The following is a 20,719-nucleotide window of genomic DNA, read 5'->3' as shown; positions in this document are numbered from 1 at the left end:
GCAACACCGTGGCAGACCGCACGCCCCCACTCTCCGTCGAGGAGCTCAGGGTCCTCGTCGACGCCGGGGAGATCGACACTGTCGTCCTCGCCTTCACCGACATGCAAGGCAGGCTCCAGGGCAAGCGGTTCGCGGCCCGATACTTCCTCGACACCGTCCTCGAACACGGTACGGAGGGCTGCAACTACCTCCTCGCCGTCGACGTCGACCTCAACACCGTCGAGGGCTACCAGATGTCCTCCTGGGAGCGCGGCTACGGCGACTTCGCCATGCACGGCGACCCCGCCACCCTGCGCATCACCCCGTGGAACGCCGGCACCGCCCTGATCACCGCCGACCTCGCCTGGCATGACGGCTCCCCGGTCGTCGCCTCGCCCCGGCAGATCCTGCGCCGCCAGCTCGACCGGCTCGCCGAGCGCGGCTGGAGCGCCTTCGCCGGCACCGAGCTGGAGTTCATGCTCTTCAAGGACACCTACGAGGACGCCTGGTCGCGCGGCTACCGCGGGATGAACCCCGCCAACCAGCACAACAGCGACTACTCCGTCCTCGGCACCGGCCGCGTCGAGCCCGTGCTGCGCCGCATCCGCAACGAGATGGGCGCGGCCGGGATGACCGTCGAGTCCGCCAAGGGCGAGTGCAACCTCGGCCAGCACGAGATCGTGTTCGTCTACGACGAGGCGCTCACCACCTGCGACCAGCACAGCATCTACAAGACCGGCGCCAAGGAGATCGCCTCGCAGGAGGGCATGTCGCTCACCTTCATGGCGAAGTACGACGAGCGCGAGGGCAACTCCTGTCATATCCACCTCTCGCTCCAGGACGCGGAGGGGCGGCCGGTACTGGCCGACGACAACGGCCCGTACGGCATGTCGAAGACCATGCAGCACTTCCTGGCCGGCCAGGTCGCCGCGATGCGGGACTTCACCCTCCTCTACGCGCCCAACATCAACTCCTACAAGCGCTTCCGCCCCGGCTCCTTCGCGCCCACCGCCGTCGCCTGGGGCCCCGACAACCGCACCTGCGCCCTGCGGGTGGTCGGCCACGGCCGCGGCCACCGCCTGGAGAACCGCCTGCCCGGCGGCGACGTGAACCCCTACCTCGCGGTCGCCGGCATGGTCGCGGCCGGCCTGTACGGCATAGAGCACGAGCTGGAGCTCCCCGAGGCGACCACCGGCAACGCCTACACCGGCGACGCGGCCCATGTCCCCACCACCCTGCGCGACGCCGCGGAGCTGTGGGAGAACAGCGCCATCGCCCGGGAGGCCTTCGGCGACGAGGTCGTCGACCACTACCGCCACATGGCCCGCGTCGAGCAGAACGCCTACGACGCCGCCGTCACGGACTGGGAGCGCTTCCGCTCCTTCGAGCGCATGTAAGGAACCACCACCCGTGTTGCACGAGCTGAAGATCCTCAATCCGGCCACCGAGGAAGTGGTGGCCACCGTTCCCACCACCTCCCCCGAGGACGTCGATGCCGCGGTCCGCCGGGCGGCCGGAGCCCAGGCGGCCTGGGCCGCCGTGGCACCCGGCGACCGGGCCCGCATCCTGCGCCGGTTCGCCGAGGTCGTCGACGCCCACATCGACCCGCTCGCCGAGCTCGAACTGCGGGAGGCCGGCCACCCCCTGGGCAACGCCCGCTGGGAAGCCGGCAACGTCCGCGACCTGCTGCACTACGCCGCCGGGGGAGTGGAGCGCCTCACCGGCACCCAGATCCCGGTGGCGGGCGGACTGAACCTCACCATCCAGGAGCCGCTCGGCGTCGTCGCCGTCATCGCCCCCTGGAACTTCCCGATGCCGATCGCCGCCTGGGGCACCGCGCCCGCGCTCGCGGCCGGCAACGCGGTGCTGCTCAAGCCCGCCGAGACCACCCCGCTCACCGCGCTCCGGCTCGCCGAACTCGCCCTGGAGGCCGGGCTCCCCGAGGGCCTCTTCCAGGTCCTGCCCGGCGAGGGGGCGGTCACCGGCACCGCACTGGTCGACCACCCCGGCGTCGCCAAGGTCGTCTTCACCGGCTCGACCACCACCGGCCGGCAGATCGCCGCCCGCTGCGCCACCCAGACCAAGCGGCTCACCCTCGAACTCGGCGGCAAGAGCCCCAACATCGTCTTCGCCGACGCCGATGTCGAGGCCGCCGCGGCCGCCGCCCCCGGCTCCTTCCTCGACAACACCGGCCAGGACTGCTGCGCCCGCAGCCGCATCCTGGTCCAGCGCTCCGTCTACGACCGCTTCATGGAGCTGCTGGAGCCCGCCGTCAAGGCGTTCAGGGTCGGCGACCCGGCCGATCCCGCGACGCAGATGGGCCCGCTGATCTCCGCCGCCCAGCGCGAGCGGGTGCGGTCCTTCGTCCCCGAGGACGCACCGGCCGCCATCCGCGGCGAGGCGCCCGCCGGCAAGGGCTTCTGGTACCCCGCCACCGTCCTGGAGGGCCGCCCCGGCGACCGTACCGCCGTCGAGGAGATCTTCGGCCCGGTCGCGGTCGTCCTCCCCTTCGAGGACGAGGCCGACGCGGTCCGGATCGCCAACGACACCGACTACGGGCTGGCCGGGTCGCTGTGGACCCGGGACGTCGGCCGGGCGCTGCGGGTCTCGCGCGCCGTCGCGGCCGGCAATCTCTCGGTCAACTCCCACAGCGCCGTGCGCTACTGGACCCCCTTCGGCGGGTTCAAGCAGTCCGGTCTCGGCCGCGAGCTGGGCCCCGACGCACTGACCCCCTTCACCGAGACCAAGAACATCTTCATCAGCACCGAGGAGAGCAAGTGACCGACCAGACCGCAGTGTGCCGCCGCCTCGTCGGCCGTACCGCCGTGATCACCGGAGCCGGCAGCGGCATCGGCCTGGCCACCGCCCGCCGACTGTCCTCCGAAGGCGCCAACGTCGTCTGTGCCGACATCGACGAGGTGGCGGGCAAGGCCGCCGCCGAAGAGGTCGGCGGCACCTACGTCCAGGTCGATGTGACCGACTCCGACCAGGTCGAGGCGCTCTACAAGACCGCCTTCGACACCTACGGCTCGGTCGACATCGCCTTCAACAACGCCGGTATCTCGCCGCCCGACGACGACTCGATCCTCACCACCGGCCTGGACGCCTGGAAGCGCGTCCAGGAGGTCAACCTGACCTCGGTCTACCTCTGCTGCAAGCACGCGCTGCCCTACATGCAGCGCCAGGGCCGGGGCTCCATCATCAACACCGCGTCCTTCGTGGCCGTGATGGGCGCCGCCACCTCCCAGATCAGCTACACCGCCTCCAAGGGCGGCGTGCTGTCCATGTCCCGCGAACTGGGCGTGCAGTTCGCCCGCGAGGGCATCCGGGTCAACGCCCTGTGCCCGGGGCCGGTCAACACCCCGCTGCTGAAGGAGCTGTTCGCCAAGGACCCCGAGCGGGCCGCGCGCCGCCTGGTGCACGTCCCCGTCGGCCGGTTCGCCGAGCCCGAGGAGATCGCCTCCGCGGTCGCCTTCCTCGCCAGCGACGACTCCTCGTTCGTCAACGCCGCCGAGTTCCTGGTGGACGGCGGTATCGCGGGCGCCTACGTCACCCCGCTGTAACCGCCCGCAGGTCCCTTCCGTATAACTGCCATGACGGCCGGGTGTCGCTCGACGCCCGGCCGTTGTGCGTACCGTCCGCCTCGGTTCTTCGTACGACAGGAGTGTGATCCATGCTCAGCAAGCGTCGCTGGCTGGCGGCGGGTGCCGCCCTCGCGGTCGCGGGAGGAGGCCTGGTGGCCGCCCAGACGGCCACCGCGGACCAGAACCCGCGCACCTGCCCCACCCTCAAGGTCTCCAAGGGCTGGTACGGCAAGAACCGCGCGGCACTCCAGAAGATGATCGACGAGCGCGGCAGCTGCGCCGGCCCCGGCGGCGCCCGCCCGGTCGCCACCTTCGACTGGGACAACACCGTCGTCAAGAACGACGTCTCCGACGCCACGCTCGCCTGGGCCCTGCGCCACGACAAGCTGCTGCAGCCCAAGAGCTGGCAGGCCACCAACAAGTGGCTTACCGCGGACGCGCACCGCGCGCTCACCAAGGCCTGCGGCACCACCGTGCCGGCCGGCCGTCCGCTGCCCACCTCGAAGGACACCGCCTGCACCGACGAGATCCTCGACGTCTACCAGGACGCCGAGACCTCCACCGGCAAGAAGGCCTTCACCGGCGAGTGGAACCACCGCCGCACGGTCCCCGAGTACGTCTGGATCACCCAGCTGTTCGCCGGGCACAGCCCCGCCACCCTCACCTCGTACGCCCGGCAGGCGCGCGCGGAGAACCTCAAGGCGCCCATCGGCACCGAACAGACCGTGGGCACCCACAAGATGGCGGGCTACATCCGCTACTACGACCAGCAGAAGGACCTGATCCGCACGCTCAGGGCCGCCGGCTTCGACGTGTACATCGTCTCCGCGTCCGCCGAGCCGATCGTCCGGGCCTGGGCGCCCGGCGTGGGCCTGGACCGCGACCACGTCATCGGCATCCGCAACCTCGTCGACCACGGCCGGCTCACCACCGGCGTCCAGGGCTGCGGCGACGTCACGGACACCCACGGCGAGGTCCTGACGTACATGGACGGCAAGCGCTGCTGGATCAACCAGGAGATCTACGGCGTCAAGGGCGCCAAGGCCTGGCAGCAGCAGGACCGGGCACACCGCCCCGCCCTCGCGGCCGGTGACGCCGAGACCGACGTCACCTTCGTCGGCGACGCCACCGGGGCCCACCTGGTGCTCAACCGCAACAAGACCGAGTTCATGTGCCGGGCGTACGACAACAGCGACCGACGCTGGCTGGTCAACCCGATGTTCATCGAGCCGAACGAGCGCCAGGCCGACCCGTACCCCTGCGCGACCACCGGCTACACCCGGCCGGACGGCACCCTCGGCCCGGTCCGCCGCGCCGACGGCAGCATCGTGCCCGACCAGCAGGACCGCATCCACGGCTGATGCGGGACGGCTGAGCCAAGGAGGGGCGCGCCTTCACAGGAAGGTGTGCCCCTCCCCGCGGTACGTCGGCACGGTGTCCACCACCCGGTCCCCGTCGATCAGCCGCAGCTCGCCGAACCGCTCGCACAGCTCACCGGCCTTCGCGTGCCGGAACCACACCTTGTCGCCGATCCGCAGCCCGTCGGCGGCCGGCCCCAGCAGCGGCGTCTGCACCTCGCCGGGGCCCTCCTGCGGGTCGTAGCGCAGCCCGGCCGGCAGATACGGCACCGGCAGCCGGTCCGGCCCCGCCACGCCCGACGCCGGATAGCCGCCGCCCAGCACCGTCACCACCCCCGGGCCCGGCCGGCGCACCACCGGCTGGGCGAACAGCGCCGCCGGACGCCCGCTGAACGAACGGAAGTTGTCGAACAGCCGCGGTACATACAGCCCCGACCCGGCCGCGATCTCGGTGACCGCCGCCTCCGCCGCGGTGTGCTGCACACTGCCGGTCCCGCCGCCGTTGACGAACTCCAGCCGCGGCGCCACCTCCCGCACCGCGCGGACCGCCGCCCAGCGCCGCTGCGCCAGCTCCCGGCGCGCCGCCGCCTGCATCACCCGGATCGCCCGCGAGAACACCGGCTTGCCCGCGACCTCGTCACCGACACCCGCCACATGCCCCTCGTACGCCATCAGCCCCACCAGCCGGAACCCCGGGCGGCGCACCACCGACCGGGCCAGCGCCGCCAGCTGGCCGGGGGAGCGCAGCGGGGAACGGCGGGCACCGACCCGCACTCTCCCGGCCAACGGACGGTAGGACGTGTCGAGTTCCAGGCACACCCGGATCTCCTCGCCCGCCCCGCCGGCCGGCCGGGCCTCGTCGATCAGATCCAGCTGCGCCGGGTCGTCGATCATCACCGTCACCGCCGCCGCGAGTTCCGGAGCCGCGGTCAGTTCGGCGAAGCCCGCCCGGTCCGCCGACGGATACGCCAGCAGCACGTCCGGGAAGCCCGAGCGCGCCAGCCACAGCGACTCGGCGAGCGTGAAGCTCATGATCCCGGCGAAGCCGTCCATGGCCAGTACCCGCTCCAGCAGCGCCCGGCAGCGCACCGACTTGCTCGCCACCCGGATCGGCTTGCCCCTGGAACGGCGCACCAGATCGGCCGCGTTGGCGTCGAAGGCCCGCAGGTCCACGACGGCCAGCGGCGCATCGAGGGAGGCGGTGGCCCGGTCGTAGAGCGCTTTGTCGGCATCCGCGTCGGATGTGTACGGGGACATGGGCGCAGCCTGCCAGACCCCACTACCACTGGGTAGGGGAGAGATTGCGACAGAGCGGACAGGGGTTGGAGCACCGGCTGCGCCAGCCCTTAGAGTGGCCCGACACCGCAACCAGCAGGTCAGCGGCGTGTTGTCCGGATACGAACCACCGTGCCCCGATTGCGGATCGGGCCGGGGGCAAGCGGTGCAAGGGGGAGCACGGGTGAGCACCGACGCCGAATTCGCCGATGCCCGGCACATTCCACCGATACCCCCGCAGCCGCCCCGGCGGCCCGTTCCGGCCGGCACGCCGGCGCCGGAGGGGGACCCGCAGACCGCCGTGCTGCGCCGGGTGCCGGCCGATCCCTCGGTACCGGCCCCCGGGACGCCCACCGCAGCGCGCCGCGTCCCGCCGCGCCCCACGGCACCGCCGCCCGCCGCGGCCCCCACGCCCCCGCCCGCCGCGCCCCGCGTACCCCCGCCCGCCGGTGCGCAGCCGCCCCGCCCGGACCGGGTGCCCGGACCCCCGGCCCCCGCCGGAGCGGCCGCCCCTGCCCCGCCGCCGCCCGCCGGCCGCCCCGTCACCTTCCGCGACACCGCCGCCTTCCACCTCGCCAACAGCCAGAACCTGTGGAGCGACGACCGCGCCACCGGCGCCGCGCCGGGCGCCCCCGCGGCGCCCGGAAGCCCCGCGCCCCGGCCCGCAACCACCGCTCCGCACCGCGGAGTTGCACCGGGCGCGCCGACGGGTCCCCGGCCCCCGTCCGCCCGCCGCCCCGGCCCCCGGCTGCTCGGCGCCGCGGCCTGCCTCGTCCTCGGCATCGGCCTGGTCGGCGGCGCCGCGGCCGGGAGCTGGCTCACCGACGAGGCCGACGCCGCCCCGCCCACCGCGGCGGCCACCTTCGCCAAGGGCCGCGACGTCTGGCACAACACCCCCGTCGACCGGCTCTTCCCGCGCACCGTCAACGGCCTGGGCGCCGGCCCCGGCGGCGCCGACCGGACCTGGACCCGGATCGCCGTCGCCCCGGACAGCGGCTGCCGTGCCGCCTACGACCCGAAGCTCGCCGCGGCGCTGCTCCGGGCCGGCTGCGAACGGCTGCTGCGCGCCACCTACGCCGATGCCACCCGCAGCAGCGTCATCACGGTCGGAGCACAGACCACCCGGACCGACCAGCCGGGAATGATGGCCCTCAACACCCGCTTCAGCACCGGGAGTCTGGGCACCCGCACCGACCTGCTGCCGCTGTCGTACGCCGCCAAGGGCACCGCCGCCGAGGACTTCGGCCGCGCCCAGCGCGCCAGTTGGACCGTACGCATCCTCACCGACATCCCGGTCGTGGTCTTCGCGGTCTCCGGCTTTGCCGACGGCCGCGCCGTCACCGACCCGCAGCCCGCCGAGGACGCGGTCCGGCCCGGCGCCACCACCGCCCCCGCCGAATCCGGCCTGGGACACGACGCCAAGGGCCTGGCGGACCGCATCGGGACGGACTTCCGCAAGGCGGCCGGCGGCACCACGCAGACCACGGAGGCACCGTCATGACGTACCCCGTGCTGCGCGCCGCCGCGCTCGCCCTGGCCTCCGCTGCGCTCGCCGTCCTGCCCGCCGTCCCGGCACGGGCCGACGCCCTCCGCGACCAGCAGTGGGCCCTCGACGCCGTGCACGCCGAGCGGGCCTGGAACACCACCAAGGGCGAGGGCGTCACCGTCGCGGTCCTGGACACCGGGGTGGACTCCAACCACCCCGACCTGGAAGGACAGGTGGAACCGGAGCGGGACCTGGTGGGCTTCGGGGCCGGCCCCGGCGACGGCGCCTGGGCCCGGCACGGCACCGGAATGGCCAGCATCATCGCGGGTCACGGCCACGGCAGGGGCCGGGGGGACGGGGTGCTCGGACTCGCCCCGGAGGCGAAGATCCTGCCGGTCCGGGTGATCCTGGAGGACGACGACCCGCAGCGCGGCCGGGCCCGTACGGAGAAGGCCGGCGCACTCGCCGACGGCATCCGCTGGGCCGCTGACCACGGCGCCGACGTGATCAACATGTCGCTGGGCGACGACAGCGAGTCCGCCCACCCCGAACCCCGCGAGGACGCCGCCATCCAGTACGCCCTCGGCAAGGGCATCCCCGTCGTCGCCTCCGCGGGCAACGGCGGCGAGAAGGGCAACCACGTCTCCTACCCCGCCGCCTACCCGGGCGTCATCACCGCCACCGCCGTCACCCACCTGGGCGGCCGCGCCCGGTTCTCCACCCGCCACTGGTACGCCACGGTCAGCGCGCCCGGCTTCGACATCGTCATGGCCGCCCCCGAGGACGACTACCTCTCCGGCTGGGGCACCAGTCCCGCCGCCGCCTTCGTCTCCGGCGCCGTCGCCCTGCTCCGCTCCGCGCACCCCGACCTGAGCCCGGCCCAGATCCGCCGGGTGCTCACCTCCACCGCGCAGGACAGCCCCGAGGGCGGCCGGGACGACGACTACGGCGCGGGCCTGATCGACCCCGCCGCCGCGCTCGACGCGGCAGCCGACCTCCGGCCCACGCCCCAGAAGCCGTCCCCCGCCGCCTACACCGACCGCTACTTCGGCCCCGGCCCCACCGCGGACGACACCGAGGACACCGCCACCCCCTGGCTCCCCTGGACCGCCGGCGCCGCGGGCCTGGTCCTCCTCGCGGCCGCCGCCGTCCTCTGGCGCAACCGCTCCTTCGGCCACTGACCCGCCCCCGGGGCCCCTGGAAGGCCACCCGATACGCTCGGGCGGTGCAGAAGAACATTCCCGACCCCGGTTTCGCCGACGACGACGGCTCCGCCGACCCGGCACTGGCCGCGGCCCTGGCGGCGTACGACCGGGACCGGAGCGACGAGCCCGAGCTGCTGACGGCGCTGGCCGGCGCCCGCGTCCTGGTGCCCGTGGTGGCCGTCCTCGGCGAGGTCGAGACCGGACCCGACGGCCTGCGCCGGGAGAAGACCAGCGACATGGCCGTCCCCACCCTCCAGGCCCCGGACGGCCGCCGCGCCCTCCCCGCCTTCACCTCCACGGAGACCCTCCAGCGCTGGCGCGCCGACGCCCGCCCGGTCGCGGTCCCGCTGCCGCAGGCCCTGCTCGCCGCCTCCCACGAGCAGGCCGACACCGTGGTCGTCGACCTGGCGGGCCCGGTGACCTACCAGCTCACCGGCCCCGCGCTGCGCGCGCTCGCCGAGGGCCGCACCACCGCCGACCCGCTCGCGGACCCGGCCGTCACCGACGCCCTGCGCGCCCTGCTCGACGCCGAGCCCGCGGTGCTCCTCGCCCGCCTCACACCCTCCGCCGAGACCGACGGCACGCTCGCCCTCGGCCTCGCCCCCGGCGCCCCCGCCACCGAGGTGGCCCAGCGGCTGGCCCGCGCCCTGGCCGCCGACGAGGCGCTGCGCGCCCGGCTGGTCCGCGGCCTGGACCTGGCCCTGCTGCCGCCCGGCGGCGCCACGGCCGGGGAACCGCTCTACCGGCGCTGACACTCCACGCCGGGGGCCCGGAGCCCCCGGCCGGGCCCCCGGCCGTCAACGGGCGGGTTCGTCTCCAGGGCCGCACAATGCGAGGAGAGCTCAAGATCCACGCGAGAAGAGCGGAGCCCCCATGGAGAAGACGGAGATCTCGACGGTACTGACCCGCACGGTCGTATCCGAGTTCCTCGGCACCCTGCTCCTGGTGTTCTTCGCCGTCGGCTCGGCAGTGCTGGCGGGCGAGTACATCGGGACCTTCGGCATCGCCCTGGCCTTCGGCTTCACCATGGTGGCGCTGGCCTACGCCCTCGGCCCGGTCTCGGGCTGCCACTTCAACCCCGCGGTGACCCTGGGCATGCTGCTGTCCCGCCGCATCACCCTGCGGACGGCCACCGAGTACTGGATCGCCCAGGTGGTCGGCGCCATCGCCGGCGCCGCGCTGCTCTTCCTGGTCGCCAAGCAGATCCCCGGCCTGCAGACCCACGCCTCCTTCGGCACGAACGGCTGGGGCGACCGCTCGGCGGTCCACCTCAACCTCGGCGGCGCCTTCGTCGCGGAGATACTGATGACCTTCCTGCTCGTCTACGTGTGGCTGGCGGTCACCCACAAGGTGGCCGTGATCGGCTTCAACGGCATGGCGATCGGACTGGCCCTGGCCACCGTCCACCTCATCGGCGTCCCGCTGGACGGCACCTCGGTGAACCCGGCGCGCTCCATCGGCCCGGCGCTGTTCGCCGGCGGCGCGGCCATCACCCAGCTGTGGCTGTTCATCGTCGCGCCCCTGATCGGCGCCGCCATCGCGTCGGTGGTGCACCAGCTCACCCACCCGCCGCACGAGCCGGTCCTCGTCGCCGACGAGGCGATGCCCCAGCAGCCCACGGCCGCGCCCGAAGACCTGCCCTGAGCGCGGCGCCCGCACCCGCACGGCGACGGGCCCCGGCCGTATCCCCGGCCGGGGCCCGTCGTCGTGTTGTGGGCGCGGCGTCCGCCGCCCGGCTCAGCCGTGGACCGGGCCGGTGTACTTCTCCCCGGGGCCCTGGCCCGGCTCGTCCGGCACGACCGAGGCCTCGCGGAACGCCAGCTGCAGCGACTTCAGCCCGTCCCGCAGCGGCGCCGCGTGGTACGAGCCGATCTCGGTGGCGCTGGCGGTGACCAGCCCGGCCAGCGCCTGGATGAGCTTGCGCGCCTCGTCGAGGTCCTTGTGGGCCTCGCCCTCCTCGGCGAGCCCGAGGTTGACCGCCGCCGAACTCATCAGATGCACCGCGACCGTGGTGATCACCTCGACCGCCGGCACCTCCGCGATGTCACGGGTCATGGCGTCGAAGTCGGTAGGTGCTGCGCCGGGCTGCTGCGGGGTCTGGTCACTCATGTCTTCGGGCTTCTTCCTGCTGAGGGGTCGGGTCCAGCCTATGGGCAGCGCCTCCGGACCCCGCGTCCGGGAGTGTCATCCTGGTCACGGCGTGGGCCGGTGGCCGCACAGAAGTGGGTGCCACCCCTTGACTCGTGTATTCTGGTGTTCCGACCGGCCGGACACGCATGTGACCGGCCCACAAGTGGAGGCTCCGATCTCCCACCCGACCGACCTCACGGTTGGCGGGTCAATGGTCCGGCTGCGCCCCGCGGAGACTTCGCGGCGGTGCTCCAGATCCACGTGGAGCCCCGCCTGTGTCCCGTCCGGGGCGTTTTGCATGTACCGGCGCGGTTGGTCACACCGAAAAGACGTTACGCGGCAGTCCGCCAGGCCGTCGCGTGGTGCTACCGAGGAGGATCCATCAGCGCCGAGCCCCGCATCAACGACCGGATTCGCGTTCCCGAAGTGCGACTTGTCGGTCCCAGCGGCGAGCAGGTCGGGATTGTTCCGCTTGCCAAGGCCCTTGAGCTTGCTCAGGAGTACGACCTCGACCTGGTCGAGGTGGCGGCGAACGCTCGCCCGCCCGTCTGCAAGCTCATGGACTACGGCAAGTTCAAGTACGAGTCGGCCATGAAGGCCCGTGAGGCGCGCAAGAACCAGGCGCACACGGTCATCAAGGAGATGAAGCTCCGGCCGAAGATCGACCCGCACGACTACGACACCAAAAAGGGTCACGTCGTCCGGTTCCTCAAGCAGGGTGACAAGGTCAAGATCACGATCATGTTCCGTGGTCGCGAGCAGTCCCGCCCCGAGCTGGGCTTCCGGCTGCTGCAGCGGCTCGCGTCCGACGTGGAGGACCTCGGCTTCATCGAGTCGAATCCGAAGCAGGACGGCCGAAACATGATCATGGTCCTCGGTCCGCACAAGAAGAAGACCGAGGCGATGGCCGAGGCCCGCGAGGCGCAGGCCGCCCGCAAGGCGGAGCGCCATGGTGGAGCTCCCGCGGAGGAGCCCGCCGAGGAGCCCGCCGAGGCGTGATCCCCGAGGCGTGAGCCCCGGTTCACGCCGGGGTCCCCCGTCCCGGACAGCAATCGATATACATGACGCTCCCGCTCGCCGGATTCGTGCCTGCGGGAGCGCCCCTGACGAGGAGAGAACGGCGCATGCCGAAGAACAAGACGCACAGCGGTGCCAGCAAGCGCTTCAAGATCACCGGCTCCGGCAAGGTGCTCCGCGAGCGCGCCGGCAAGCGCCACCTGCTCGAGCACAAGTCGTCCCGCGTGACGCGTCGCCTCACCGGCAACGCCGAGATGGCCCCGGGCGACGCCGCGAAGATCAAGAAGCTTCTCGGCAAGTGAGCCGACGCGCCCCACACACTGGAGGGGGCGCGCGACTCGGACCGGGACCCAATCGATTCGGGCCGTGTGACGACAACCACGGCCCCGCTACAAGGAGTTAACAAGTGGCACGCGTCAAGCGGGCAGTCAACGCCCACAAGAAGCGCCGGGCGATCCTCGAGCAGGCCAGCGGCTACCGTGGCCAGCGCTCCCGCCTGTACCGCAAGGCGAAGGAGCAGGTCACCCACTCCCTCGTCTACAACTACAACGACCGCAAGAAGCGCAAGGGCGACTTCCGTCAGCTGTGGATTCAGCGGATCAACGCTGCTGCCCGCGCCAACGGCATGACCTACAACCGCTTCATCCAGGGTCTGAAGGCCGCCAACATCGAGGTGGACCGCAAGATCCTGGCCGACCTCGCGGTCAACGACGCCAACGCGTTCGCCGCGCTCGTCGAGGCCTCGCAGAAGGCGCTTCCGAGCGACGTCAACGCCCCGAAGGCTGCCTGAACTTCAGCCTGACGACGTAGTGACGGACCCGCAGGCCCCGGCCTGCGGGTCCGCCGCTTTTCCGGACCCGGCCCCGCCCGCGCGGCCGGACCGGAACCCCCACGCACCGCCGAACAACAGAAGCGAGCCGCCGCCCATGGGCACCCCCGAGCTGATCTCCCCGCGTTCCCCGCGCGTCACCGCCGCCCGGCGGCTGGCCCGCCGTGCCTTCCGCGGCAAGGAGCGCCGGTTCATCGCCGAGGGCCCGCAGGCCGTACGGGAGGCCATCGCGCACCGCACGGGCGGTACGCCCACGCTCACCGAGCTGTTCGCCACCGTCGAGGCCGCCGAGCGGCACGCCGACATCGTCGAGGCGGCCCGCGCGGCCGGGGTGCGGGTGCACCACGCCGACGACCGGACCGTCGCCGACATCTCCCAGACGGTCACCCCGCAGGGCCTGCTCGGCGTCTGTGACTTCCTCGACTCGCCGTTCGAGGAAATCCTGGCCGCCCGCCCGCAGTTGGTCGCGGTGCTCGCCAACGTCCGGGACCCCGGCAACGCCGGTACGGTGCTGCGCTGCGCGGACGCCGCGGGCGCCGACGCGGTCGTGCTGACCGACGCCTCCGTGGACCTCTACAACCCCAAGTCCGTACGGGCCTCGGTCGGTTCGCTCTTCCACCTTCCGGTCGCGGTGGGCGTCCCGGTCGAGCGGGTGGTGAGCGGACTGCGGTCCGCCGGTGTGCGCATCCTCGCCGCCGACGGCGCGGGCGACCGTGACCTGGACGCCGAGCTGGACAGCGGCTCCATGGGCGGGCCCAGCGCCTGGGTCTTCGGCAACGAGGCCTGGGGCCTTCCCGAGGAGACCCGGGCGCTGGCGGACGCCGTGGTGCGGGTGCCGATCCACGGCAGGGCCGAGAGCCTCAACCTCGCGACGGCCGCCGCGGTCTGCCTCTACGCGTCCGCCCGCGCCCAGCGCGGTCCCGGCGGCTGCCGCGCGGTGTCACCCGCCTGAGGGGTGTCCCCCGATCTTCGGGGCACTTCCGGTGCGAGCTAGTAGGCTTGCGTGCTCGGGGGCCCGGAAGGGGGTTACGGGGATGAGTGCGCGGACTTCCGGAACCGCAGTCACCGCTGACGGCCGTCGGCCCGACGGGACGGTGCGCGTGCCGTCGCCCGCTCCGGCCGGGGGACCGGACGCCCTAGGTGCCGGTTTCGGGCTGGAGCCCGACGATCTGCCCGACGGCCTGGTCGTCGCCGATGAGACCGGCCGGGTGATCTGCTTCAACGCCGCCGCGGCCAGGATCACCGACATCGCCCCCGAGGACGCCGTCGGCCGCCCCCTCGAACACGCCCTGCCGCTCCAGGACATCGAGGGCCGCCGCTGGTGGCGGCTCACCGACCCCTATGGCGGCCTCGCCATCCGCCGCGGCCAGCCCGAGCGCAATCTGCTGCTCGGCGGCCGCGAGGTGCTGGTCTCCGCCCGCTATGTCCGCAGCCGCCCGACCGGGCCCGTCCAGCGGCTGGTGATCGCGCTGCGCGGCACCGAGGCCCGGCGCCGTACGGAGCTCAGCCACGCCGAGCTGATCGCCACCGTCGCCCATGAACTGCGCTCGCCGCTGACCTCCGTCAAGGGCTTCACCGCCACCCTCCTCCAGAAGTGGGAGCGCTTCACCGACGACCAGAAGCGGCTGATGCTGGAGACGGTGGACGCCGACGCCAACCGCGTCACCCGGCTGATCGCCGAGCTGCTGGACATCTCCCGGATCGATTCGGGGCGGCTGGAGGTGCGCCGGCAGCGGGTCGACATGAGCGCCGCGGTCCGCCGGCACGTCCAGGCGCAGACCACCGCAGGCCAGCGCCCCGACCGTTTCCTGATCCGGATGCTGGAACCGCTGCCCGATCTGTGGGCGGACCCGGACAAGGTGGACCAGGTCCTGGGCAACCTGCTGGAAAATGCGGTGCGCCACGGCGAGGGAACCGTCACCATCGAGGTCGGACCGGTAACGGACGCGACCAGCACAGAGGGGACGAGCGTCACCGTGAGCGACGAGGGCCCCGGCATCCCGGAGGAATCGATGAGCCGCGTGTTCACCCGCTTCTGGCGGGGCAGCAAGCGCGGCGGCACCGGCCTGGGCCTCTACATCGTCAAGGGCATCGTCGAGGCCCACGGCGGGACGATCACGGTCGGCCGCGCCCCGGCCGGCGGCGCGCAGTTCCGATTTAGCCTGCCCGTCGCGACGCCGGCCTTTATGGCCTGAAGCGGAAGCGGCGGGCGCCCCGCGGGGGCGCGGACCGGCCGCGCGGCCCGTCCCCCTTAGACTTGACCTTTGGCACCTTTGGCGCACAGGCATCGCGGGCACACGCGGGCTCGGCATCCCACGTTCGTGATCGACGTTCGTCATCGACGTTTGTGATCGAACAGCCGAGGCGACGCGAGCCAAGCCAAGCCAGTCCACCGGAAGCACGGGAAGAGATGTCCGCACCCAATAAGTCGTACGACCCTGTCGAGGTCGAAGCCCTGAAACCGGAAGAGATCGCCGCACGGCTGGACGAGGCGCTGGCCGCCATCGCCGCCGCGGGTGACCTCGACGCGCTCGCCCAGGCGAAGATCGCGCACACCGGTGGCACCTCGCCGCTCGCGCTCGCCAACCGCGAGATCGGCGCCCTGCCCCCGCAGGCCAAGGCGGAGGCCGGCAAGCGCGTCGGCCAGGCCCGTGGCCGGGTGAACCAGGCGCTCAAGGTCCGCCAGGAGGAGCTGGAGGCGGAGCGCGACGCCCGCGTGCTGGTCGAGGAGGCGGTGGATGTCACGCTGCCCTACGACCGCATCCCGGCCGGCGCCCGGCACCCGCTGACCACCTTCATGGAGCGGGTCGCGGACGTCTTCGTGGCCATGGGCTACGAGGTCGCCGAGGGCCCCGAGGTCGAGGCGGAGTGGTTCAACTTCGACGCCCTGAACTTCGTGCCCGACCACCCGGCGCGCCAGATGCAGGACACCTTCTTCGTCCAGGGCGCGGGCACCGAGGGCGACGAGTCCGGCGTCGTGCTGCGCACCCACACCTCGCCGGTGCAGGCCCGTACGCTCGTCGACCGCGAGCCGCCGGTCTATGTCGTCTGCCCGGGGCGGGTCTACCGCACCGACGAGCTGGACGCCACGCACTCGCCGGTCTTCCACCAGATCGAGCTGCTCGCCGTCGACGAGGGCCTGACCATGGCCGACCTCAAGGGCACCCTCGACCACATGGTCCGGGCGCTGTTCGGCCCCGACATGAAGACCCGGCTGCGGCCGAACTACTTCCCGTTCACCGAGCCGTCCGCCGAGATGGACATGGTCTGCTACGTCTGCCGTGGCGCGTCCGTGGGCAACCCCGACCGTCCCTGCCGCACCTGCTCCAGCGAGGGCTGGATCGAGCTGGGCGGCTGCGGAATGGTCAACCCCAAGGTGCTCATCGCCTGCGGCGTCGACCCGGAGAAGTACAGCGGCTTCGCCTTCGGGTTCGGCATCGACCGGATGCTGATGTTCCGGCACAACGTGGAAGACATGCGTGACATGTTCGAAGGCGACGTCCGGTTCACCCGGCCGTTCGGGATGGAGATCTGATGCGGGTCCCGCTTTCTTGGCTGCGGGAGTACGTCGACCTGCCGGCGACGGAGACCGGCCGTGACGTACAGGCCAAGCTCATCGCCGTCGGCCTGGAGGTCGAGACCGTCGAGCGCCTCGGCGAGGGCCTCAAGGGTCCGCTCGTCGTCGGCCAGGTGCTGACCATCGAGGAGCTGGAGGGCTTCAAGAAGCCGATCCGCTTCTGCACGGTGGATGTCGGCCAGGCCAATGGCACCGGCGAGCCCCAGGAAATCGTCTGCGGCGCGCGGAACTTCGCCGTCGGCGACAAGGTCGTGGTGGTCCTCCCCGGCGCCGTGCTGCCCGGCGACTTCAAGATCGCCGCGCGGAAGACGTACGGCAAGAAGTCGCACGGCATGATCTGCTCGGGCGACGAGCTGGGCATGGGCGACGACGGTACGCACGGCATCATCGTGCTGCCGCCGGAGTACGAGGTCGGCACCGACGCGATCGAGCTGCTGGAGCTCGTCGACGAAGTGCTGGACATCGCCGTCACCCCGGACCGCGGCTACTGCCTGTCGATGCGCGGGGTGGCCCGCGAGGCCGCCACCGCGTACGGCCTGCCGCTGCGCGACCCGGCGCTGCTGGACGTGCCGCCGCCGAACTCCTCCGGCTACCCCGTCCAGGTCGCCGACCCGCTGGGCTGCGACCGCTTCACCGCCCGTACGGTCACCGGCCTGGAGCCCGGCGCGCGCACCCCGCTGTGGATGCAGCGCCGCCTCCAGAAGGCCGGGATGCGCCCGGTCTCGCTGGCCGTCGACATCACCAACTACGTGATGCTGGAGCTCGGCCAGCCGCTGCACGCCTACGACCGCACCAGCGTCGACGGCCCGATCGGCGTCCGCCGGGCGACTGCGGGCGAGCAGCTGACCACGCTGGATGGCACCAAGCGGGTGCTGGACGCCGCCGACCTGGTCATCACCGACAACCGCGGGCCCATCGGCCTCGCGGGTGTCATGGGCGGCGCCAACACCGAGATCGCGGGCGGGGTCACCGACCCGGAGACCGGCGAGCAGCGCGGCACCACCGATGTCGTGATCGAGGCCGCGCACTTCGACGCGCTCTCCATCGCCCGTACGGCCCGCCGCCACAAGCTGTCCTCGGAGGCCGCCAAGCGCTTCGAGCGCGGGGTGGACCCGGAGGCCGCGTCCGCCGCCGCGCAGCGCACCGTCGACCTGCTGGTGCTGCTCGCGGGCGGCACCGCAGGGGACGGCGTCACCGAGGTCGTCACGCCCCGCGGGCCGCGCACGATCACCCTCTCCGCCGACCACCCGGACAAGGTCGCCGGTGTCGCCTACGGCCGGGAGACCGTCGTCCGCCGCCTCCAGCAGGTCGGCTGCGACGCCTACGGCCAGGACGAGCTGGTCGTGACCGTGCCGTCGTGGCGGCCGGACCTCAGCGAGCCCAACGACCTGGCCGAAGAGGTCATCCGGCTGGAGGGCTACGAGAACCTGCCCTCCACCCTCCCGAAGCCGCCGGCCGGCCGCGGGCTGACCGAGCGTCAGCGGCTGCACCGCCGGGTCGGCCGGGCGCTGGCCGGGGCAGGCTACGTCGAGGCCCTGAACTACCCGTTCACCGGCTCGCACGTGCTCGACCAGCTCGGCATCGAGCCGGACGACCCGCGCCGCACGGCCGTCACCCTCGTCAACCCGCTCTCCGACGAGGAGCCCGACCTCCGGACGACGCTGATCCCGGGTCTGCTGAACGCGCTGCGCCGCAACTACGGCCGGGGCACCCACGACCTGGCGCTCTTCGAGACCGGTCCGGTCTTCCGGGCGACCGGGGACGAGCAGCCGGCCAGCCGGCTGGTCGTCGACCGCCGGCCGACCGACGACGAGATCGCCTCGCTGGACGCCTCGCTGCCGCAGCAGCCGCGGCGCGCCGCCGTGGTGCTCGCCGGCGGCCGTGAGCAGGCCGGCTGGTGGGGCGGCGCCCGCCCCGGGACCTGGGCGGACGCCATCGAGGCGGGCCGTACGGTCGCACGGGAGGCGGGTGTGGAGCTGATCGTCCGCCAGGACCAGCACGCGCCGTTCCACCCGGGCCGCTGTGCGGCGCTGCTCGCCCTCGTCGACGGCGAGGAGATCCTCGTCGGCAACGCCGGTGAGCTGCACCCCCGCGTCATCAAGACGCTGGCCCTGCCGGAGCGCACCTGCGCGATGGAGATCGACCTGGACCGGCTGGAGCAGGCCGGCACCGGACCGCTCCGCGCCCCGAAGATCTCGGCCTTCCCGGTCGCGACCCAGGACGTGGCGCTCGTGGTCGACGCCGGTGTCCCGGCGGCGGACGTCGAGGGCGCGCTGCGCGACGGCGCGGGTGAACTGCTGGAGTCGCTGCGGCTGTTCGACATCTTCACCGGTGAGCAGATCGGTGCGGGCAAGAAGTCGCTGGCGTACGCGCTGCGCTTCCGCGCCGCCGACCGGACGCTGACCGCCGAGGAGGCCTCGGCGGCCCGTGACGCGGCGGTCGAGGCGGCCGTGGCGCGGACCGGAGCGGTGCTGCGCGGCTGAGTGTGGGAACGGCCCGCGACCGCCGTGACGGCGGGTGTGCGGGGTGAGGGCGCGGACGGTGCACACCGTCCGCGCCCTCACCGTTTTCGGTGTGCGGCGGGCGGGTTCCGTGGGGGAGAGGGGGCGGCCGGGGGCCCCCGGGGAGACGGTCAGATCCGTACGCCATCACTCCATCGGGTGATGGTGTACGGATCGTCGTCGTATGGACACGGAACGTCGCGATAATCGGCCGGGTCGTCGGGCCCCTGTGTGACCGCGGCAGCGGCCCGGACCGACCCGCTCGTGACCTGGGTGGGGGCCACCGGCCTGGTTCTGCCGTCCGGAGCGCACCGGACCGTCGAGCGGAGCCCCGGCGGCCAGGCCGCGGGGCGCGGTCAGGGGGCGGGCGGGCCCGGCACGATCCGAACGAGAGGCCCTGGGGGGACCATCGGCATGATCCGACACCGGGCGAGGGGCGGAGCACCCGCCGGGGCGGCACGTGCCCGGCGCGCTGTCGTCTTCGTCCTGCCCGGCCTCTGGGTGCTCGGCGTGGTGGCCTGGGAGCTGGGCCACCCGACCAGCGGCCGGCTGCTGCCACTCCTGGCCGCCGCACCGGCCATCGCCTGCGCGGGCACCGGCCGCCGGCAGTGCGTGCTGCTCGGCGGGCTGTGCGCGCTGCTCGCCCTGGTGCCGATCGGCGGGGTGGACGGCGGGGCGGGGCCGGGCACCCGCCTGGTGACCTGCGGGGCGATCCTCGCGGTGATCGGTGCCAGCTATCTGACGGCCGGGCGGCGGCTGCGGCTGCTGCGGGAGCTGGAGCGGACCCGGGAGGTCGCCGCCGCCGCTCAACGGGTCCTGCTGCGGCCGTTACCGCGCCGGATCGACGGGGTGCTGCTGGCCGCCGACCACCTCTCCGCGAGCGAGGGGGCCGTCGTCGGCGGGGATCTGTACGAGGTCGTGGGGACCCGGTACGGGGTCCGGGCGGTGATCGGGGATGTGCGCGGGCACGGGCTGGACGCCATGGGCACGGTCGCGGCGATGCTCGGCAGCTTTCGCGAGGTGGCGCACGACGAACCCGGACTGGGCGAGGTGCTGCGCCGGATGGAGCGCTCGCACGCGCGGCATCTGCGGGAGCGGGCACACGCCGAGCGGCCGGCGTCCGGCGACGGGGCGGGGAGCCCGCTCGCGGAGGAGTTCGTGACGCTGCTGCTGGTGGAGGTGGCCCGGGACGGGTCCGTCACGGCGCTCAACTGCGGGCATCCGTGGCCCTATCGGATCGGCTGCCGGGCGGTCGCGCCGGTCGCTCAGGCCGATCCGCTGCCGCCGCTGGGGCTCTTCCCGCTGCCGGAGGAGCTGTCCGCGGTGCGCTGCGGGCGGCTGCGGCCCGGTGAGGGCCTGTTCCTGCACACCGACGGGGCGGCCGACGCGCGGGACGCGGCCGGGGAGTTCTTTCCGCTGACCCAGGAGCTGCGCAGCAGTGTCGAGGCGGCCGCGGCGCCGTGCGGGCCCTCGCCGGCGGGGGTGGTCGGGAGGGTGCGGACGGCGCTGCTCCGGCACGCGGGTGGCCGGCTGACGGACGATGTGGCGCTGCTGATGCTGAGCAACGACCGGGTGCGGGTGCCGGCCCAGGCGACCGGGCCGGGGCCGGGTGGGGCGGTGGCGGGACGGGCCGAATAGCCGGGCCCGGCGCCCGTACACCCGGGCGGGAAGCCGGCCGGTCAGCGTCGTGGCGGCCGCACGCCCCTTCACACCCCGTGTGAGGGGGCGTTCACTACGCTCAACTGACGGAGTGGTCACTGACGGAGTGGTCCTGTCGA

18 protein-coding genes are annotated in these 20,719 nt (G+C 73.2%); 16 read left to right on the top strand and 2 right to left on the bottom strand.

Annotated features, from left to right (window positions below; all coding sequences use genetic code 11):
• Positions 1 to 8: 8 nt before the first annotated feature.
• The 4 genes from ACGFN2_RS16230 to ACGFN2_RS16215 all read left to right on the top strand — a co-directional run bounded on the left by ACGFN2_RS16230 (position 9) and on the right by ACGFN2_RS16215 (position 4,924).
• Positions 9 to 1,376 (top strand): glutamine synthetase family protein, encoded by a 1,368-nt coding sequence (locus ACGFN2_RS16230; RefSeq protein WP_362608038.1) that lies wholly within the window; start codon positions 9 to 11, stop codon positions 1,374 to 1,376.
• A gap of 13 nt (positions 1,377 to 1,389) precedes the next feature.
• Positions 1,390 to 2,760, top strand: coding sequence for an aldehyde dehydrogenase family protein (locus ACGFN2_RS16225; RefSeq protein WP_362608040.1), 1,371 nt, complete (start codon positions 1,390 to 1,392; stop codon positions 2,758 to 2,760).
• On the top strand, positions 2,757 to 3,542 hold the full coding sequence (locus ACGFN2_RS16220) for a 3-oxoacyl-ACP reductase (protein ID WP_159747698.1): 786 nt from the start codon (positions 2,757 to 2,759) through the stop codon (positions 3,540 to 3,542). The genes ACGFN2_RS16225 and ACGFN2_RS16220 overlap by 4 nt, the downstream gene beginning before the upstream one ends.
• Before the next feature lie 110 nt (positions 3,543 to 3,652).
• On the top strand, positions 3,653 to 4,924 hold the full coding sequence (locus ACGFN2_RS16215; protein ID WP_393360710.1) for a haloacid dehalogenase-like hydrolase: 1,272 nt from the start codon (positions 3,653 to 3,655) through the stop codon (positions 4,922 to 4,924).
• 33 nt (positions 4,925 to 4,957) lie between these two features.
• Here the strand turns inward: ACGFN2_RS16215 and ACGFN2_RS16210 are convergent, their stop codons facing one another.
• Complete coding sequence (locus tag ACGFN2_RS16210) at positions 4,958 to 6,178, bottom strand: amino acid deaminase/aldolase (protein ID WP_393360708.1); 1,221 nt, start codon at positions 6,176 to 6,178, stop codon at positions 4,958 to 4,960.
• Positions 6,179 to 6,380: 202 nt separating this feature from the next.
• Here ACGFN2_RS16210 and ACGFN2_RS16205 point away from each other — a divergent pair, with 202 nt between their 5' ends.
• From ACGFN2_RS16205 to ACGFN2_RS16190, 4 genes are all read left to right on the top strand, one after another.
• A complete protein-coding gene (locus ACGFN2_RS16205; RefSeq protein WP_393360706.1) occupies positions 6,381 to 7,697 on the top strand; it encodes a hypothetical protein in 1,317 nt (438 codons plus the stop codon).
• Entirely contained in the window at positions 7,694 to 8,863 is a 1,170-nt protein-coding gene (mycP, locus tag ACGFN2_RS16200; RefSeq protein ID WP_393360704.1) for a type VII secretion-associated serine protease mycosin, read from the top strand. Before ACGFN2_RS16205 ends, mycP begins: the two co-directional genes overlap by 4 nt.
• A 44-nt stretch (positions 8,864 to 8,907) precedes the next feature.
• The gene (locus tag ACGFN2_RS16195) at positions 8,908 to 9,639 is read left to right on the top strand and encodes an SseB family protein (protein WP_393360702.1); all 732 of its coding nucleotides are present in this window, start codon (positions 8,908 to 8,910) and stop codon (positions 9,637 to 9,639) included.
• Positions 9,640 to 9,760: 121 nt separating this feature from the next.
• On the top strand, positions 9,761 to 10,531 hold the full coding sequence (locus tag ACGFN2_RS16190) for an MIP family channel protein (RefSeq protein WP_362608049.1): 771 nt from the start codon (positions 9,761 to 9,763) through the stop codon (positions 10,529 to 10,531).
• 93 nt (positions 10,532 to 10,624) lie between these two features.
• Here the strand turns inward: ACGFN2_RS16190 and ACGFN2_RS16185 are convergent, their stop codons facing one another.
• Positions 10,625 to 10,996: a DUF1844 domain-containing protein gene (locus ACGFN2_RS16185; RefSeq protein WP_362608051.1), complete on the bottom strand. Its 372-nt coding sequence runs from the start codon at positions 10,994 to 10,996 to the stop codon at positions 10,625 to 10,627.
• Between the two features lie 333 nt (positions 10,997 to 11,329).
• Between ACGFN2_RS16185 and infC the strand changes: the two genes are divergently transcribed.
• From infC to ACGFN2_RS16145, 8 genes are all read left to right on the top strand, one after another.
• On the top strand, positions 11,330 to 12,016 hold the full coding sequence (gene infC, locus ACGFN2_RS16180) for a translation initiation factor IF-3 (RefSeq protein ID WP_362608069.1): 687 nt from the start codon (positions 11,330 to 11,332) through the stop codon (positions 12,014 to 12,016).
• A gap of 125 nt (positions 12,017 to 12,141) precedes the next feature.
• Positions 12,142 to 12,336: a 50S ribosomal protein L35 gene (gene rpmI, locus ACGFN2_RS16175; protein WP_006607578.1), complete on the top strand. Its 195-nt coding sequence runs from the start codon at positions 12,142 to 12,144 to the stop codon at positions 12,334 to 12,336.
• A 104-nt stretch (positions 12,337 to 12,440) separates the two neighbouring features.
• The gene (gene rplT, locus ACGFN2_RS16170) at positions 12,441 to 12,824 is read left to right on the top strand and encodes a 50S ribosomal protein L20 (RefSeq protein WP_018087732.1); all 384 of its coding nucleotides are present in this window, start codon (positions 12,441 to 12,443) and stop codon (positions 12,822 to 12,824) included.
• Between the two features lie 136 nt (positions 12,825 to 12,960).
• Positions 12,961 to 13,815, top strand: coding sequence for an RNA methyltransferase (locus ACGFN2_RS16165; RefSeq protein WP_362608053.1), 855 nt, complete (start codon positions 12,961 to 12,963; stop codon positions 13,813 to 13,815).
• Between the two features lie 82 nt (positions 13,816 to 13,897).
• Positions 13,898 to 15,058, top strand: a complete 1,161-nt coding sequence (locus ACGFN2_RS16160) for an ATP-binding protein (RefSeq protein WP_393360699.1) — start codon at positions 13,898 to 13,900, stop codon at positions 15,056 to 15,058.
• A gap of 215 nt (positions 15,059 to 15,273) precedes the next feature.
• The gene (pheS, locus tag ACGFN2_RS16155) at positions 15,274 to 16,398 is read left to right on the top strand and encodes a phenylalanine--tRNA ligase subunit alpha (protein ID WP_362608057.1); all 1,125 of its coding nucleotides are present in this window, start codon (positions 15,274 to 15,276) and stop codon (positions 16,396 to 16,398) included.
• Positions 16,398 to 18,923 (top strand): phenylalanine--tRNA ligase subunit beta, encoded by a 2,526-nt coding sequence (gene pheT, locus ACGFN2_RS16150; protein ID WP_393360696.1) that lies wholly within the window; start codon positions 16,398 to 16,400, stop codon positions 18,921 to 18,923. The genes pheS and pheT overlap by 1 nt, the downstream gene beginning before the upstream one ends.
• Before the next feature lie 432 nt (positions 18,924 to 19,355).
• On the top strand, positions 19,356 to 20,579 hold the full coding sequence (locus tag ACGFN2_RS16145) for a PP2C family protein-serine/threonine phosphatase (RefSeq protein WP_393360694.1): 1,224 nt from the start codon (positions 19,356 to 19,358) through the stop codon (positions 20,577 to 20,579).
• The last annotated feature ends 140 nt before the right edge of the window (positions 20,580 to 20,719 follow it).

The sequence above is a fragment of the Streptomyces sp. NPDC048612 genome (assembly GCF_043199295.1).
In the GTDB taxonomy this organism is placed as follows: domain Bacteria; phylum Actinomycetota; class Actinomycetes; order Streptomycetales; family Streptomycetaceae; genus Streptomyces.
The sequence above is the reverse complement of the archived record's forward strand: the minus strand, read 5'-3'. Positions and strand labels throughout refer to the sequence as shown.

Coding starts and splice junctions, on each gene's coding strand:
- ACGFN2_RS16215 (WP_393360710.1), top strand. CDS start 3,653: ATGCTCAGCAAGCGTCGCTGGCTGGCGGCGGGTGCCGCCCTCGCGGTC.
- ACGFN2_RS16210 (WP_393360708.1), bottom strand. CDS start 6,178: ATGTCCCCGTACACATCCGACGCGGATGCCGACAAAGCGCTCTACGAC.
- mycP (WP_393360704.1), top strand. CDS start 7,694: ATGACGTACCCCGTGCTGCGCGCCGCCGCGCTCGCCCTGGCCTCCGCT.
- ACGFN2_RS16190 (WP_362608049.1), top strand. CDS start 9,761: ATGGAGAAGACGGAGATCTCGACGGTACTGACCCGCACGGTCGTATCC.
- ACGFN2_RS16185 (WP_362608051.1), bottom strand. CDS start 10,996: ATGAGTGACCAGACCCCGCAGCAGCCCGGCGCAGCACCTACCGACTTC.
- rpmI (WP_006607578.1), top strand. CDS start 12,142: ATGCCGAAGAACAAGACGCACAGCGGTGCCAGCAAGCGCTTCAAGATC.
- ACGFN2_RS16165 (WP_362608053.1), top strand. CDS start 12,961: ATGGGCACCCCCGAGCTGATCTCCCCGCGTTCCCCGCGCGTCACCGCC.
- ACGFN2_RS16160 (WP_393360699.1), top strand. CDS start 13,898: ATGAGTGCGCGGACTTCCGGAACCGCAGTCACCGCTGACGGCCGTCGG.
- pheS (WP_362608057.1), top strand. CDS start 15,274: ATGTCCGCACCCAATAAGTCGTACGACCCTGTCGAGGTCGAAGCCCTG.
- pheT (WP_393360696.1), top strand. CDS start 16,398: ATGCGGGTCCCGCTTTCTTGGCTGCGGGAGTACGTCGACCTGCCGGCG.
- ACGFN2_RS16145 (WP_393360694.1), top strand. CDS start 19,356: ATGATCCGACACCGGGCGAGGGGCGGAGCACCCGCCGGGGCGGCACGT.